Source organism: uncultured Brachyspira sp. (assembly GCF_934747485.1).
GTDB lineage: Bacteria > Spirochaetota > Brachyspiria > Brachyspirales > Brachyspiraceae > Brachyspira.
Genome location: NZ_CAKVGN010000003.1, coordinates 23,751 through 40,301 on the forward strand (window position 1 = coordinate 23,751; position 16,551 = coordinate 40,301).

Genomic DNA, 16,551 nt, shown 5'->3' on the forward strand with positions numbered 1-16,551 from the left:
TAATAAAATAAATGTATTTGGTGTAAATTTTTATTTTATTCTGTATAAACTATATTGTAATACCAACATTTTAAGCTAAACAATGTAGTTCTTTTGCTTTTTTATATACTAATACCACACCTAAAGGTACTTCTTTCAGTCGCAGGCACTTCCTTTTGTCAAATATCACCGTGACTAAAGCCTCACGTATAGTATAAACTTTAAAAATCTTTACTATAAATCGTTCATTATTTACAATAATATAATTATACATGTTTAAAAAAATAATTATTATGTTATTTATTTTTTTATATTTAAAATATATTAAATTTTGACAAAATAATTAGTTTGTTTATAATGTAAAAACATATTTTTGGAGAATAATAAAATGAATGAGAATAATGAAAATAAAAACAATGATATAGAAAAAAATGAAAATATAGAAAATGAAACTATTGAAACTAATAACGATAACAACAATTCTGACAATGCAGTATCAATAGTTGAAGACAAACTTCCATCAAGATTAATAATAATACCTGTAATGGGAAAGCCGCTTTTTCCCGGACTTTATGCCCCATTTCCAATACCAGCTTCTCAGGCTAATGCTGTAAATAGAGCTATTGCAGAAAATGATGGTTTTTTAGGGCTTAATTTATATATACAAGATGAAGCTAAAGATATAAAGAAACCAACTATAGATGAAATATATAAAGTAGGTGTTGTTGTAAAAGTATTTAAAAAACTTAATCTTCCAGATGGCGGACTTAATCTTCTCATTAATTCAATTAGAAGATATAAAGTAATAAGATATATTTCAACAGACCCTGTAATTAGAGCAGAGCCTTTATATATACCAGACATAATAACAACCAATAATGATAAAGAAGCAAAAGAAATAAAAGCATATACAAGAGCTTTACTTTCTGAGGTAAAATCATTAAGTGAGAGCAATCCTCTTTTTACAGAAGAGATGCGTCTTACTATGGTGAATGTTGATGATCCGGGTAAATTGGCAGATTTTGTTACTTCTATGATAAATGTGGATAGAGCTAATCAGCAAGAAATATTAGAAACTTTTGATGTACAGGAAAGATTAGAAAAAGTTTTACTGCTTCTTCAAAAAGAGAGAGAAATAACAAAAATTCAGCAAAAAATTCAAGGAAGCATTAACTCTAAAATACAAAAACAGCAAAGAGATTATTTCTTAAAAGAGCAATTAAAAGAAATAAAAAAAGAATTAGGGTATGACACAGACCCTAAACAAAAAGATATAGATAAATATAAAAAAGACTTAAAAGAATTAAAAGTTGTAGATGAAGTAAGAGAGAGAATGGAGCAGGAAATAGAAAAAATTTCTACAATAGATACACATTCTCCAGAGTACACAGTTTCAAAAAATTATCTCGATACATTGTTTGCACTTCCTTGGAACAAAGAAAATAAAGAGAGAGAAGACATAACAAGAAGCAAAAAAATATTAGACAGAGACCATTATGGTTTGGAAGATGTAAAAGAGAGAATATACGAGTTTTTGGCTGTAAGAAAACTAAACCCAGAGAAAAAATCTTCAATACTTTGTTTTGTAGGCCCTCCGGGAGTTGGTAAAACATCTATAGGAAAAAGCATTGCAGAAGCATTAGACAGACCATTCTTTAGGTTTTCATTAGGCGGTATGAGAGATGAGGCAGAAATTAAAGGGCACAGAAGAACATATATTGGTGCTATGCCTGGAAAAATAATTGAGGCTCTAAAAATTGTTAAATCTAAAAATCCTGTTTTAATGCTTGATGAAATAGATAAATTAGGTGCAAGTTTTCAGGGCGACCCTTCAAGTGCATTGCTTGAAGTGTTAGACCCAGAACAGAACTCTTCTTTTAGAGACCATTATCTTGATTTGCCTTTTGATTTATCTAATATTTTGTTTATTACAACAGCAAATACATTAGACACTATTCCAAGACCTTTGCTTGACAGAATGGAAGTAATTAGACTATCTGGCTATATCATGGAAGAGAAATTAAAAATTGCTACAAAATATATAATTCCAAGACAATTAAAAGCACATGGTTTAATTGCTAAAAATGTCAAGTTTACAAACAAGGCTATAGAGAATATAGTTAATGGCTATGCAAGAGAGGCGGGAGTACGTAACTTCGAGAGAATGATAGAAAAGATATGCAGAAAAATTGCTGCCGATATAGTATCAAACAATAAAGAAAACTATAACATAATGGTAGATTCTAAAGATTTAGAAAAGTATTTAAAAAAACCAATCTTTACAGAAGACTTTACAGAAAAAGACTTAAAGCCTGGAAATGCAATAGGTTTAGCTTGGACTTCTATGGGTGGGGCTACTTTAACTATAGAGTCTATAAAAGTACAAGAGAAAAAGGATGCAGGCACTATAAACATAACAGGTCAGCTTGGAGAAGTGATGACAGAGAGTGTGCAGATTGCCTATAGCTATGTAAAAAGTGTTGCTAAGAATTACGGCGTTGATGAAAATTATTTTAATGACGCTATAATACACTTGCACATACCAGAAGGTGCTACTCCAAAAGACGGTCCTTCTGCCGGTATTACTTTAGCTACTGCTTTATTATCGCTTGCTATGAATAAAGTTATTAGAAATGATACTGCTATGACAGGTGAGCTTTCTCTTAATGGAAAAGTACTTCCTATTGGAGGGCTTAAAGAAAAAACTATAGCCGCTAAGAGATTGGGTTTTATTAAGCATATTATAATACCTTTTGAAAATAAAAGAGATTTAGATGAAATACCTGATAAAGTTAAAAGTTCTCTTGTTTTCCACCCTGTAAAAGAGGTAGAAGAGGTGTTTGACTTTATGTTTAAATTAAATAAATCTAATAAAAAGACTAAAAATGATAAAGCATCAAGTAAATCTAAAAAAACAAAAAAATAATTATTAAAATGTTTATGATATAAAAGGCTTAAACTTAAAAGTTTGAGCCTTTTTTGTTATTATTAATTATAAACAATCATTGGCGTTTCAAAAATTAAAATACAAAAAATATACACATATTATTCATGTAAATAAAAAATTTAGTTAAATTAAAAAATAAAAATTGCTGAAACAAAAAATAAGCAAAAACTTTATTGATTTTTAGTGCTTGAAATTGTGTTAATTTTTTTATATAATGTTTTTTGTGTTTTTATAAAAAATTGCACGTATTTTTGTTAGGAGGAAATGTTTATGGCTTCAGTTATTATTGTCGGTACACAATGGGGTGATGAAGGCAAGGGAAAAATTGTTGATTATCTTGCTAATAAGGCTCAATATGTAGTTCGTTCTCAGGGCGGAAGTAATGCAGGACACACCGTTGTCGTTGATAATGTAAAATATAAATTAAGGCTTCTTCCTTCTGGTATACTTCATAAAGATAAAGTATGCATTATAGGTAATGGTGTTGTAATAGAGCCTAAAGTTTTTTTAAGCGAGATTGACGGCCTTATAGAAAAAAAAGTTAATATGTCTAATTTAAAAATATCTAACAGAGCACATGTTCTTATGCCTTATCATAAAATATTAGATGAACTTCAGGAAGAGGATTTGGGTGAAAATAAACTCGGCACTACTAAAAATGGAATAGGTCCTTGTTATATGGATAAAGCAAGCCGTTTGGGGATAAGAATAGTTGACTTAATGAATAAAGAGACATTTGCTAAAAAATTAAAGTTTAATGTTGAACTTAAAAATAAACTTCTTAAAAAGCTTTATAATCATGAAGGAATCAATTATGAAGAGTTATTAAAAGAGTATTTGGAATATGCTGATAGATTAAGACCTTATGTTGCTGACACTACTACAATATTAAATAAAGCAATAAAAGAAAAGAAGAATATATTATTTGAAGGTGCTCAGGCTACTATGCTTGACTTAGACCATGGAACTTATCCGTTTGTAACATCATCATATCCTGCTGCGGGCGGTGCTTGTACTGGTTCTGGAGTTGGACCGAGAAAGATAGATAATGTTATAGGGGTTGTTAAGGCTTATTCTACAAGAGTTGGGGAAGGACCTTTTCCTTCAGAGCTTTTTGATGATATTGGGCAGTTTATAAGAGACAAGGGAGGCGAATACGGCACTGTTACAGGAAGGGCAAGAAGATGCGGCTGGCTTGATGCTTGCGTGATAAAATATGCTTCATACATCAATGGACTTGATTCTGTAGCTATTACAAGGCTTGATATATTAGATGAATTGGATAAACTAAAAATATGCGTTGCCTACAAATATAACGGCGAAATATTAGAAGATTATCCAGCTGATTTGGATATACTTTCAAAAGTTGAACCTGTATACGAAGAGTTTGACGGCTGGAAAACAAGCACTGCAAATATTAGAGAATATGATAAGCTTCCAGAAAATGCTAAAAAATACTTAAAAAGATTAAGCGAAGTAATTGACACAGAAATATCTATAGTGTCTGTTGGAGCTGGAAGAGATGAAACTATCATTATTAAAGATATTTTTTAATTGAATATTAAATTTTATAGTGTTTTTGACTTTTAGCTTCTATTTTGCTATAATATATTTATGAATGATTTTAACATCACTGTAGATACATTAAACAAAAAGAACGACTGTTTTGTAAGATATCTTTTTTCAAATCTTGGAAACGAGAAAATAGTATTAAATTTTGTTAATGCTGTGATGGATAATTTAAATTTCAAAACTTTTGAAACTTTAGAGATACTAAACCCGTTTAACTTACAGAAATATCTTAATTCAAAAGAAAGTGTAGTAGATATAAAATGCACGGCAGATACTGGAGAAGTTGTTATAATAGAGATACAATTACAAGGCAATGAAACTTTTATTAAAAGAACATTATTTTATTGGGCAAGTAATTATAGTTTGAACCTAAATAAAGGCGATGATTATAATAAACTTCTCCCCGTTATAAGTATAAATATTTTGGATTTTGTTTTATTTGAAGGCATAGAAGATTGTTATAGTTGTTATATATTAAAAGAATTAAAACACAACAAAATACTTACCGACCATTGTCAATTTCATTTTTTGGAATTGCCGAAATTTAATTATGATAAACAACTAAACAAAGACTTAAATAGTTGGTACAAATTTTTTATTGGAGGCGAGAGAATGTCAAACCTAATAAAAGAAAACACAATATTTGATGAAGTAGATAAAAAATGCAAATCGTTTATATCAGAAAATCCATTACTTGATGTATATAAGATAAAGGAAGCAGAAGAATATTTTCAAAAAGAAACACTCCATAGAGAATGGGAGAAAGGAATAGAACAAGGTATAGAGAAAGGCAGAGAAGAAGGTAGGGAAGAGGGCAGAGAAGAAGGCAGAGAAGAAGGTAAAAAATACAGCACATTGATAATAGCAAAAGCTATGAAAGATAAGGGAATGGACGCAAACACAATAATGGAGCTAACAGGTTTAAATGAAGAAGAAATAAATAACCTTTAACGTTTATCAATTTTTGTTTTTAAAAATCATTATATTTCTTATATATGAAGATAGTCCACTTATAAAGCCAGAACACTTACACTTTTTGCTCTTTGACGAAGTCCGTACAGCGACCGAAGGAAGTGCCCTTGAGGCGTGAGCTAAAGAACCAAAAAGACTGCATTTCATTAATCCCAACTTTTTATATATATAAAATATATATATTGTTTTAGATTTACATATTCCAAACATATAAAGCCAAAACACTTGCATTTTATGCAATAAAAAAGGGAGGCAATCAAGCCCCCCTTGTTTTTTTAAGCTTTTAACACTCTATTATAGAGCAGGTAAATACCAAGTAATACCAGTAGAAGCATTGAACTGAACATTAAGGTCGCCAATACTTCCAGTACCAATATTGTCTAAGTTGTAGTTGCCAATTTCAGCCTCGAAGTACCATTCCAAATCTTTAACAGGAGTGATATAAACCTCACCGTAAGAGCTCCAAGCTAACTCATGTTTTACACCATTGTTTCCAGCATTCAATTTGTAACCAGTATCTGTAGCTTTGTAACCTAAACCAGCTTCAACATATATAGAAACTATATCGCTATTAGCAGACATACCTAAAGTAGGTAATACTTTTAATTGCCAAGGGTTAGAATCATATGCGGTATATCCAATCATAGGTTCATTATTAAAAACATAAGAATCAGATTTTACACTATAAGAACCATCACCATATTTACCTTTAGCATCTAAAGCTGTATCATAAGTAACTTTTAAGAAAGGTTTAAGAGCAACATCTCCTACTGTAGCACCAAAATATGCTCTGAAGTCAAAACCAAATGAAGAACCTGTTTGTTTTGTACCAACTTGCCTAGTTAGTTCATTCATACCATATTTAATATAAAGTCTTATTTCATTGAAAGCTTCAATACCAGTATAGTATCTGATTTGCGGATCCATGCTTATACCCATATATTTTTCTTTATCTGAAATATTAGCTTTATCACCGTTTTTAGCAGCTATTTGTACAGGTATTGCTATTCTTAAGCTGTCATTCATAGCTGTCATAGTAATTACAGGAGTATGTACGCTTAAACCATAGCCTTTTTTATCAATGTTTTGAAGTTTACTATGTCTGTATGCATAGTTATAACCAACACCAATGCTGAATACTTCTGAAGTGTAACCAATACCGGCAGAAACTGTAGGAAGGAAATTAAAGAATTGTTTGCTATCAGCTACTTTAGTATCCATTATAGCACCTAAAGTAGTACCTTCAGAAGTAAGACCAAATGTACCTCTAATCATATCATTACCTAAAACAAAACCTAATCTATCCATTCTTGCTCTCAATTGATTACCATGTACAAGGAAATCAATCCAGTCAGAATCTGCACCGTACATACCAAACACTGATGTACTTGCTATAGTTAATAAAGCCATAGCGGTTAATAAAACCTTTTTCATTTTTTTTCTCCTAAATTTTTTTATAGTTATACCTGTTAGGGCATTAACTCCTAAAACAAAAAATAAATAAAAATGTTCTCACCTTAAGAGAACCAATTACTCATAGCTTTAAATATATGGAATTTTTAGAAAATGTCAATATGATTTTTGATAAATTTAGGACAAAACCTCCAATTTGTCTATAAAAAACAAGAAAAAATTCATTTTGTAAAACTTTTTTGTGATTTTTTATAGAAATTAACATAATATAAAAAATACTAAATAATATATTTTTAATTATCTTACATACATCTGAGAGTTTCTGTATTTATAGTCATTCATATACTTATAAACTTCTTCTTCGCTTAATACTTGAGATACATTAAAAATTACATTTTCTATATGCATAGAGTCCCTTGAACTGTAATTATCATTTAATTGAGCATTGCTTTGAACAGTAATTTTACCACCATTGTTTCTAACAAGTTCAGCCCCCATCTCTCCAACTATAGCAGTACCACCATCTGGTATTGTGTAACCTGTAGTGCCAAATGCAAATTTTGGAGGGGTAGGGGGATTAGATTTTACACTGTCTAAAGCATTTGTTGAAGATACTATTCCAGAAGCAGCAGAAACAGCAGAAGCAATAGTTGTGGCAGAAACAGCCAACCCGGCAGCAAAGCCAACTAAGCCGCCCTCAGCAAAAGATGTTGCAACACCTAATGCAGATTTTGCTATTGCAAGAGAAGGTATTAATACAGCATCGGCAATAGCCTTACTTTTTTCCATCTCTGCTAATTTTACTTCATTTTCCCATTTGGCATAATCTTTCTTATATTCAGCTTCTGCTAAGTTTCTTTCCAATAATTCTTTTTGAGCATTACTCTCTTTTTCTAATAATAATAATTTATTTTCTTCTTCTCTTTTTTTTGTTATCTCTTCTTTTTTTATTCTTATAGCCTCAGCACTCATCAAATCATTATTTTCTATAGCAAGTTCTAACTCTTCATCTAAACGAGCTAAAAAGTCATTATAATACTCATCTTCTTTTTCTTTGTTGCTTTCTCTAAGCTCATTTTGATAATTATTAAACTCTTCGAGCTTTTGTTTTGCTTCATTAATAGCGTTGTCATAAATACTCAAGTCATAATCAAAAAATGAAAAGAAGCTTGATGATATACTTCCATATAAAGTTGATGTGCTTGAAAGTATGCTGTTAATATCAGAAGAAAAACTTTTAATATCTATTTGGTTTATGTTTTCTTTAATTAAGTTAATAGAGTCAGCAGCAACATTAGAGCTTTCTTTTAATTCAACACCAATAGCATTATTAATATTGCCTATATAAGCTTGAGTTTTAATAAGCTCTTCATTCATTTCTTTTATATAGTTTAAATTATTATCCATATGTGCTCCTTTTTATGTATTAAAAAATTTAAGTTTTTTTATGTTTTTATTGCTTTCGGGGACTAGCCCCCGAGCCCCCACTTCTTTTATTGGTATAAAAGAAGCAAAAGAACTGCATTGTTTTAGCTTAAAAAGAACTGCATTGTTTTAGCTTAAAATGTTGGTATTACAATTATACATATTCAAAACATACAAAACTATAGTACTTGCATTTTTTGCAACTTTTTGCGGCGTGGCACAAAGAAGCAAAAGGGCTGCATTTTTATTATAAATTTTATAATTTAATTGTACATTAAAATGCACTCCCCCGCACTACTAAGAAGTTATAATTAAAGCATAGCATTACCGTGCGGCAAGGTGGTACAGCTCGTACGCGGGAAAAATAACAATAAAAAATTTATAAAAAAATTAATTCCCAAAAATAAAATCCATCAAACTATTATTCTCATCTTCTACTTCAATTTTTTCATTATCTTCTGCCTCTTCCATTCCAAAGTTTATTAAGCTTGATAAAGCATCTGGAAAATCCAAATAACTAAAAACATCTCCTTTAATACTGCTTATAGAATCATCAAAATTAAGTAATTGGCGAAGGGCTATATATCCGCGTCCATTATTTGTTTGAAGCCATTTATCTGTATCAGAACCTTCAGGCACTTCCTGCCAGCCTATAGGAAAATACACCCTTTCATATATCACATAACTTGCATTTACTATTCTCTCTATTTTATTTTTATGAACAAAAAACGCTGTTACTTCAAAATGTTTTTCAAGTCTTTTCACTAATTCCTTTTGTGCAAAATTACTTTCGCAGAATATTTTTTTCACATTTCTATTTGCTAAAAACTTTATAATGCTTTCATCTGTTGTTGAGTTTGAATCATTACGCATTAGTCCGCTGTCTATCAAATAAATATCATTATTAATTTGTGCATACACTATAACAGCAGTAAAACAATTATACTCGCCAAATGCAGGGTCCACTATCGCTTTATGCTCATAAGAATATATTTTTTCTCTTTCTTTATTTTCATCATAGAACTTTAATTTTGAATACAAAAAAACTTTTCCTTGTTTATTTTTAATTTTGCCAAGCCATATATGTTCATACATTTTCGGCATAAGTTTTAATGTGGATAATCTTGATTTATTTAATATCTCGCTAAAATAATAATTGCCGTCATAGTTAATAAAAGTAATTAATATATTAGCATCTTCATATTCTTTATAATAATACTCTTTGTTTGTTTTATCTCTATAAACTTTATTCTCCAAACTAAATTGACTTACAACTCTATAAATAAAATCAGTTTCAAAGCGAGGATTAAACGCAAGCCATATCTCACTTTTATCAGCCCTTATAGAAGGCTCTAATATTTCGTAGCTTCTTTGTGTGAGAGTTTGGGCTTCTTCTATAAAACATATTTTTACATTATAAATAGATTTAATCTCTTCTATAGAACATTCTCTAATTCCTAAAAATATGAATTTTGAGTTTGTAATTTTGTTTATTATCTCATTTCTTTTTACTATAAAAAACTCATTTAAATTAAGTTCTTTTATAATGCTTATAAGAAGAGGGTAGGTTGAATAAGAAATAGATTTTTGAATCTCCCTCGCACATAATATCACTCCATTAGTTTCAAAACTTTTAGCTATTAATATTCTTGCGATAGATTCACTTTTTCCGCCGCCTCGTCCGCCGAATGCTATTTTTAATCGTTTTTCAGTGTTAATCCATTTTTCAAAAGGTTTTAAAATGTTTATATTAATATTCATAAATTTTCTCAAAGGTGTAAAATTATAACTTATTATTAAGAAGTATTTCCGCACGCACGGTGTGAAGATAAAAAATATAAAAACAGTTATTAATCAAAATTATTTTTATTTATAGAGTATACTTACCGTGCGTTAATAAAAATATAAATTTCATAATAGTTATGGGGTGGGTAGCTTTTATTTCTAATTTATGTTTTTAAATATAAATAAAATTATTAGTTTTTTAGTTAGCTCATAAAAATTATAGGGCGGGGATGTATAAAGTTATTTATTTCAAATAACAAATAATTTTTGAAGTATTCAATTTTTTTTAATACTTCAAATGTATTTTTATATAAAATTTATATAATCAGTAAATCAAATTTTATTTTCTTTCGTCCCTTTTAAAACTTATGCTATTTTTTAGCATAGGTTTTTTTATTAATTGTTGAACCCTACTCTTATATTAATTTTATTATTATTTTCTTTCTCTTCTATTTTTTTTCTTATATATTCTAACCTTTTATCATTACGCTTTTTTAGTAACTCAAAAAATACTATCATAGCTCTCTCGCTTGGAGGGTTATATTTATAAACTATTTTTTTTGTTTTAGACTCATTGCCTTCTTTATCTATTTTTATCTCTCTTATAATATCTTTACTGTAATAACCCAATGACTTTTTTATTAATGCATTTTCTATTTTTATTTTTGCATCTAAAAAATATTCATCTCTTGCTTTTCTAATTTTTTTTACTAGAGTTTTTTTATATTTTTTACTTGATTTATTAATATAGGTTTTTAATTTATCATAGCTTATATTTAATTCATTAGCTATTTCTTCAATTGTTGGATTAGTTTTTTTTATAAGATTAAATATTTTATTTTCTATTTTTTTATTATATTTATTCATAGTGTTCCATTTTTTTTAAATTAATATATATTTAAGTGTTAAATATAAGCAATTATAATTAAAAATTTATTTGAAAAAGCGGCTTTTTTGTTATATTTAATAAAAGTAAGAAAGGAGAGTAAAATATGAGTAAAAAAATATTAAGTTTAGTTTTATTTTTAATAAGTGTTTTAGCTGTAAGCTGCAGTAATGCAAATAAAACAGGCTCTAACACTTCTAGCAAAGGTTTAGGATATTATGCTGGTACTTGGTATACCTATATACAACAAGTAAATAATGATATAATTCTAATTATATCAAGCGATGGTTCGGTTAGTATTGGAGAAGCAGCTACAGGTCCTGCTGATAAAAGTACAGATGTTACTGATAAAGGAAATGAAACATATGATGTAAAATTTGTAGATCAAGACCCTAATCCTGGAACATATATATTAACTTTAAAATTTAATGATGATACTAGCGGAACTTTTAGTATCTCTGATGGTCAAGATACTTTTAACGGTACTATTACAAAACAATAAAAATAATAAATATTTTAATTAATACAAAAGGCTTTAAACGTTGGTTCAAAGCCTTTTTATATAATCTAAACCCCATACACTTTCTATATTTTAATAAATCATTTCTTTACCAAGCTTCTTTTTGTAATTAAATCTACTATATCCGTGTTGCCGTTTTCCATAGCGTACATTAAAGCATTTTTTGATAAGTTATCTGTTATGCTTAAATCTGCATTGCCGTCAAGTAAATACTCTACAGAATCATAATCTCCATTTTCTGCTGCAAACATCAAAGCTGTTTTTCCGTCATTATCTTTAATATTAACATCTGCATTAGCATTAATTAATGATAAAACAATATCCTTCTTGCCTGATATACTTGCCCATATTAAAGCAGTTCTTCCGTCAGCCATTCTATAATTAATATCAGCCTTACCTATTAAAAGCGATGACACTATATCATTCAACCCCAAAGATGAAGCTAAAGCAAGTGTTGTAATATTTCCATAATATCCATAACTAGATACCACATTAGCATCAGCATTTCTCTCAAGAAGCATTTTAGCCACTTCTCCATTGCCTTTAGCTATAGCATAAAATAAAGCATTAGCTCCAACATTATTAACTTTATTTATCTCACTTCCATTATCAAGCAATAATTTAACTATATCATCATGATTATTATAAGCGGCAACCATAAGAGGAGTCATATTATAATTAGCATCATCTGGATTAACATAAAGACCAGACATATTAACATCAGCACCAGCATTAATAATCATTTCTGTTATAGTATAATATCCCTTGCCAGCTGCCTGAAGTAAAGCCGTAGTGCCGTTATTAACTTTGATATTTGGATTGGCATTTTTAGCAAGCAAATAAGAAGCTATATCAACATATCCGTTTTCTGCCGCATAAGTTAAAGCAGTTTTTCCATGTATACAACTAGCATTAACATCTATTTTTTGAGATAATAGCAAAACAACTATATCTTTATAACCTCTAAAAGTAGCTGTTATTAAAGCATTATGTCCTTGCATATCACCAAAATCTATATAGCTTGAAATAGAACCAGCAGAAATTAATCTTTTTATTCCATTAATATTACCTGTATTAGCATAATCTAATAATTGGTCTAATTTGCCAGTATTAGTATTTTGAGAAAATAAAAAAGATATATTAAAAATAAGTATAAAAATCAAACTAATATAACGCATAATAAATATTCCTCAAATATAGTTTTAGCCTTATTACAAATTCGGAATTCGTATATATAATATTGAATGCTTGCTATAAAAAACTTGATTAAAGCAACAATTTATTCACCGCACGTTTAGAAAATTTTTGTTTATAGTTTAGGTTATAATTTTAGCTGCTATAATATTTATAGTTTATTCTGCGTGCGGGGAGTAAAACTTAAAAAATTAAAATAAAACTTGGGTGGGCGTTAATATTTTTTATTAGGCAATAAGAAAATAGAAAGCTAAGAAATTTAGATAATAGCAATAAACATAGAGGGCGGGGAGTGTAATTAAATTTTTATTTCCCAGCCTTTATCATCACAGAATTTTATTGCTACTTCATTTCCTGATTTAGCTGTATCAATAATTTGACTTTTTATTATTTCTTTTAATTGTTCATTAGCTAAATTGTATGCAGTATCTAAATCATTGTATGCATCATCAAAAGCTTTTTTGTATTCTTCTGAATTTTTAACAACTATTTTTGCTAATAATAATGATTTAGATATATATCTATTAAAATAAGCTTCTGAATTATTTGGATTTAACTCTATAGCTTTATTATAATCTTTTATTGCTTCTTCTAGATAATCAATATTATTATAAGCATTAGCTAAATCCTTTTTAGTATTACCTCTGTTATAGTAAGCTTTTGAATAATTAGGATTTAATTCTATAGCTTTATTAAAATCTTTTATTGCTTCTTCTAAATAATTTATATTTTTATAAACGTTAGCCAAATCTTTTTTAGTACTACCCCTATTATTATAAGCTCCTGAATAATTAGGATTTAATTCTATAGCCTTATTATAGTCTTCTATTGCTCCTTCATTATCTTTTAATTTTTCTTTGATAATACCTCTATTATTGTAAGCTTCTGAATTATTAGGATTTAGCTTTATAGCTCTATTATAATCTTCTAAAGCTCCTTTATCATCACCTAACTTTTCTTTAACAAGTCCTCTATTTGTGTAAGCATATTCATTATTAAAATCTATATCTATTGATTTATTATAATTATTTAAAGCTTTCTCATATTTTTCTAATTGATAATAAACCATACCTATATAAACATAAGCATTAGAAAAATAAGGATTTATTTTTACAGATTTATTAAAATATTCAATAGCTTCATAATACATTTTTAATTCATATTTAACTACGCCTATATTATAAAAAGCACCTGAATAATTATTAATATGATTTTTATCTTTTACATTATCAATATCTCCATATAATTTTATTATTTCTAAATTATAATTGATTACAGAGGTATAATCTTTATTATCATATGCAAGTGAAGAAAAATTTAATAACTGGAATATTCTTATATACTTATTGTATTCATCAACTGTATTTTTTATTAATTGTTTTACCTCTTTTTCTACAAGATTTAATTGAATTTTTGATTGCTCTAAAATATTATTATTTATAAAATAACCTGCAAAAGTAAATACAACCATTATTACTGATAAAAAAGCAAACCAGAATGTGAGTACATCATTTGAGTTTTTCATTATTTCTGAAAGTGATGCTTTTAGTAAATCTAAACCTATTTCAAAAGATTTTTCTAATTCGTCAAAACCATTTCCTTCACTCACATTCATAATATTATTATTGTTTATTGATATTCTATCTCTTATACTTGTGCATGATGAAGATGTATTAGATGCTATACTTTCATTTGTATAATTATTTGTTTCTATTGATAAATTATTAAATATATTTGATAAGCTTTGTTCGTATGATTTAAGGGCATTATTGAATCTTTTTTCTACGTTGTTGGTATGATAAAAATATATAAAAGCAAAAGAAAATAAGGATATAATAAATAAAATTATAAAAAATAAATTATAGTATTTGTGAAGAATCTTGTACAATTTATATTTTGTCTTTACAGTATAGAATACTATAGTTGTACTAGTTTTATAACATTTATATACAATAAGAAAAGTTATAGAAACTAATATTATATTGAATATAATTTCTTTCATAATACAAACCCACCTTTAATATTATAAACAATATTTGATTTTTATCTATTAATTTGTATAAAAATATTCGAATTTAAAATATTAAAAGTTATATATAGTTCTTTTTTAGAATTATAGTTATAAAAAAATTAAAAATTTTATTTACATGCCCCGCCCTTTAAAATTTTTTGTGTTAATTTGCAATTATCATTTTCTTTATTTTTTAATGCTCATATTAGTAAAAGCACACCCGCCCAAGCGTTTATTAGATTAGTGAATTTTTATTAACGCACGGTAAATGCATTTTTTTATATAGTTTAAATTATTGTTTTTAATAAACATATATTTTAAATTTTGCTCACCGTGCGTGATAATGAATCTAAATATTAATCTAAATCTTCACCGTTAGATGCTATAACTTTTTTATACCATTCAAAAGATTTTTTCTTAGTTCTTTTTAAAGTTCCTTTTCCAAAATCATCTCTATCTACGTATATAAAGCCATATCTCTTTGACATCTCACCGCTTCCAGCTGAAACTAAATCTATAGGACCCCAAGTAGTATATCCCCATAATTCCACTCCGTCCAAAACAACAGCATCTCTCATATGCTTTATATGATCTCTTAAATAATCTATTCTATAATCATCTTCAACATATCCATTTTCATCTGGTTTGTCATAAGCACCTAAACCATTTTCTACTATAAATAATGGTTTTTGATATCTATTATAAATATCATTTAAAGTTACTCTTAAACCAAGCGGATCTATAGTCCATCCAAATTCTGTTTGCTTTAATACAGGATTTTTTATATCCAATGCTATATTAGATACACTATCTTGATCCTTTTCATATTTGCTAGGATCTCCGCTTGCACATCTTGATCTGTAATAAGAAAAAGAAATGAAGTCTGCTGTATATTTTTCTATTAATTCCAAATCTCCATCTTCCATAATTATATTGATATTCTCTCTTTCAAATTTTTTGAGCATATAATTAGGATATTTTCCTCTAGATTGTACATCAATGAAGAAATAAGACATATTTCCTCTCTGCTGAGCTGCAAATACATCTTCAGGCTCTGAAGAATAAGGATAATAAGTACCTGCTGCAAACATACATCCGACTTTATTATTAGGATCAACTTCATGTGCTATTTTAGTAGCTAATGCACTTGCAACAAACTGATGGTGTATAGCCTGATATTTAAGCTGCTCTACATTTTCTCCATCTTCAAAATATAATCCTGCTACCATGAAAGGAGCGTGAAGTATAGCATTTATTTCATTAAAAGTTATCCAATATTCAACTAAACCTTTATATCTGTTAAAGATAGCATGACAAAGATTCTCATAAAATTTTACAATCTTTCTATTTTTCCAACTTCCATATTCCTTTGTTAAATGTATAGGACAGTCAAAATGTGTTATTGTCACTAAAGGCTTAATATTATATTTCAAACATTCTTTAAATACATCCTCATAAAACTTCAAGCCTTCTTCATTAGGTCTGTCCTCATCACCCTTAGGAAATATTCTGCTCCAAGCAATAGATAAACGATAAACTTTAAATCCCATCTCACCAAAAAGTTTAATATCTTCTTTATAATGGTTATACATATCAATACCAAGTTTTGCAGGATAATAATGCTTATCATCAAAATCAAACATTTTCATTTTTCCAGATATTACTTTTATTCTATCTTCACCAATAGGGCAAACATCTACGTTAGCTAAACCTCTGCCGTCTTTGTCAAAACCACCCTCACACTGATTAGCAGCAGTAGCACCTCCCCATAAAAAGTTTTTGTCAAAAGCCATATTTTTTAACTCCTATATATTTAGATTTTTATATTATAAAAATATAGTTGTTTG

11 protein-coding genes are annotated in these 16,551 nt (G+C 28.2%); 4 read left to right on the top strand and 7 right to left on the bottom strand.

Features of this window, described 5'->3' with window-relative positions; genetic code table 11:
• Positions 1-367 precede the first annotated feature (367 nt).
• From lon to Q0H31_RS01100, 3 genes are all read left to right on the top strand, one after another.
• Positions 368-2,905, top strand: coding sequence for an endopeptidase La (gene lon, locus Q0H31_RS01090; RefSeq protein ID WP_295295147.1), 2,538 nt, complete (start codon positions 368-370; stop codon positions 2,903-2,905).
• Positions 2,906-3,196: 291 nt separating this feature from the next.
• Positions 3,197-4,480, top strand: coding sequence for an adenylosuccinate synthase (locus Q0H31_RS01095; RefSeq protein WP_295295148.1), 1,284 nt, complete (start codon positions 3,197-3,199; stop codon positions 4,478-4,480).
• Positions 4,481-4,540: 60 nt separating this feature from the next.
• Positions 4,541-5,449: an Rpn family recombination-promoting nuclease/putative transposase gene (locus Q0H31_RS01100; RefSeq protein ID WP_295295150.1), complete on the top strand. Its 909-nt coding sequence runs from the start codon at positions 4,541-4,543 to the stop codon at positions 5,447-5,449.
• Positions 5,450-5,764: 315 nt separating this feature from the next.
• Here Q0H31_RS01100 and Q0H31_RS01105 read toward each other — a convergent pair whose 3' ends face one another.
• The 4 genes from Q0H31_RS01105 to Q0H31_RS01120 all read right to left on the bottom strand — a co-directional run bounded on the left by Q0H31_RS01105 (position 5,765) and on the right by Q0H31_RS01120 (position 10,960).
• The gene (locus Q0H31_RS01105; RefSeq protein ID WP_295295152.1) at positions 5,765-6,904 is read right to left on the bottom strand and encodes a cell surface protein; all 1,140 of its coding nucleotides are present in this window, start codon (positions 6,902-6,904) and stop codon (positions 5,765-5,767) included.
• 276 nt (positions 6,905-7,180) lie between these two features.
• Positions 7,181-8,290, bottom strand: coding sequence for a hypothetical protein (locus Q0H31_RS01110; RefSeq protein WP_295295154.1), 1,110 nt, complete (start codon positions 8,288-8,290; stop codon positions 7,181-7,183).
• A gap of 408 nt (positions 8,291-8,698) precedes the next feature.
• Positions 8,699-10,069 (bottom strand): phage terminase large subunit, encoded by a 1,371-nt coding sequence (locus tag Q0H31_RS01115; protein ID WP_295295156.1) that lies wholly within the window; start codon positions 10,067-10,069, stop codon positions 8,699-8,701.
• A 420-nt stretch (positions 10,070-10,489) separates the two neighbouring features.
• Entirely contained in the window at positions 10,490-10,960 is a 471-nt protein-coding gene (locus Q0H31_RS01120) for a hypothetical protein (RefSeq protein WP_295295158.1), read from the bottom strand.
• Between the two features lie 125 nt (positions 10,961-11,085).
• Between Q0H31_RS01120 and Q0H31_RS01125 the strand changes: the two genes are divergently transcribed.
• Complete coding sequence (locus Q0H31_RS01125) at positions 11,086-11,481, top strand: hypothetical protein (protein ID WP_295295160.1); 396 nt, start codon at positions 11,086-11,088, stop codon at positions 11,479-11,481.
• A gap of 98 nt (positions 11,482-11,579) precedes the next feature.
• Here Q0H31_RS01125 and Q0H31_RS01130 read toward each other — a convergent pair whose 3' ends face one another.
• The 3 genes from Q0H31_RS01130 to Q0H31_RS01140 all read right to left on the bottom strand — a co-directional run bounded on the left by Q0H31_RS01130 (position 11,580) and on the right by Q0H31_RS01140 (position 16,497).
• Positions 11,580-12,677 (bottom strand): ankyrin repeat domain-containing protein, encoded by a 1,098-nt coding sequence (locus tag Q0H31_RS01130; protein ID WP_295295162.1) that lies wholly within the window; start codon positions 12,675-12,677, stop codon positions 11,580-11,582.
• A gap of 314 nt (positions 12,678-12,991) precedes the next feature.
• Positions 12,992-14,695 carry a tetratricopeptide repeat protein gene (locus tag Q0H31_RS01135; RefSeq protein ID WP_295295164.1) on the bottom strand — a complete coding sequence of 568 codons (1,704 nt, stop codon included), beginning with the start codon at positions 14,693-14,695 and terminating at the stop codon, positions 12,992-12,994.
• A 365-nt stretch (positions 14,696-15,060) separates the two neighbouring features.
• Positions 15,061-16,497 (bottom strand): 6-phospho-beta-glucosidase, encoded by a 1,437-nt coding sequence (locus Q0H31_RS01140; protein ID WP_295295166.1) that lies wholly within the window; start codon positions 16,495-16,497, stop codon positions 15,061-15,063.
• Between the last annotated feature and the right edge of the window lie 54 nt (positions 16,498-16,551).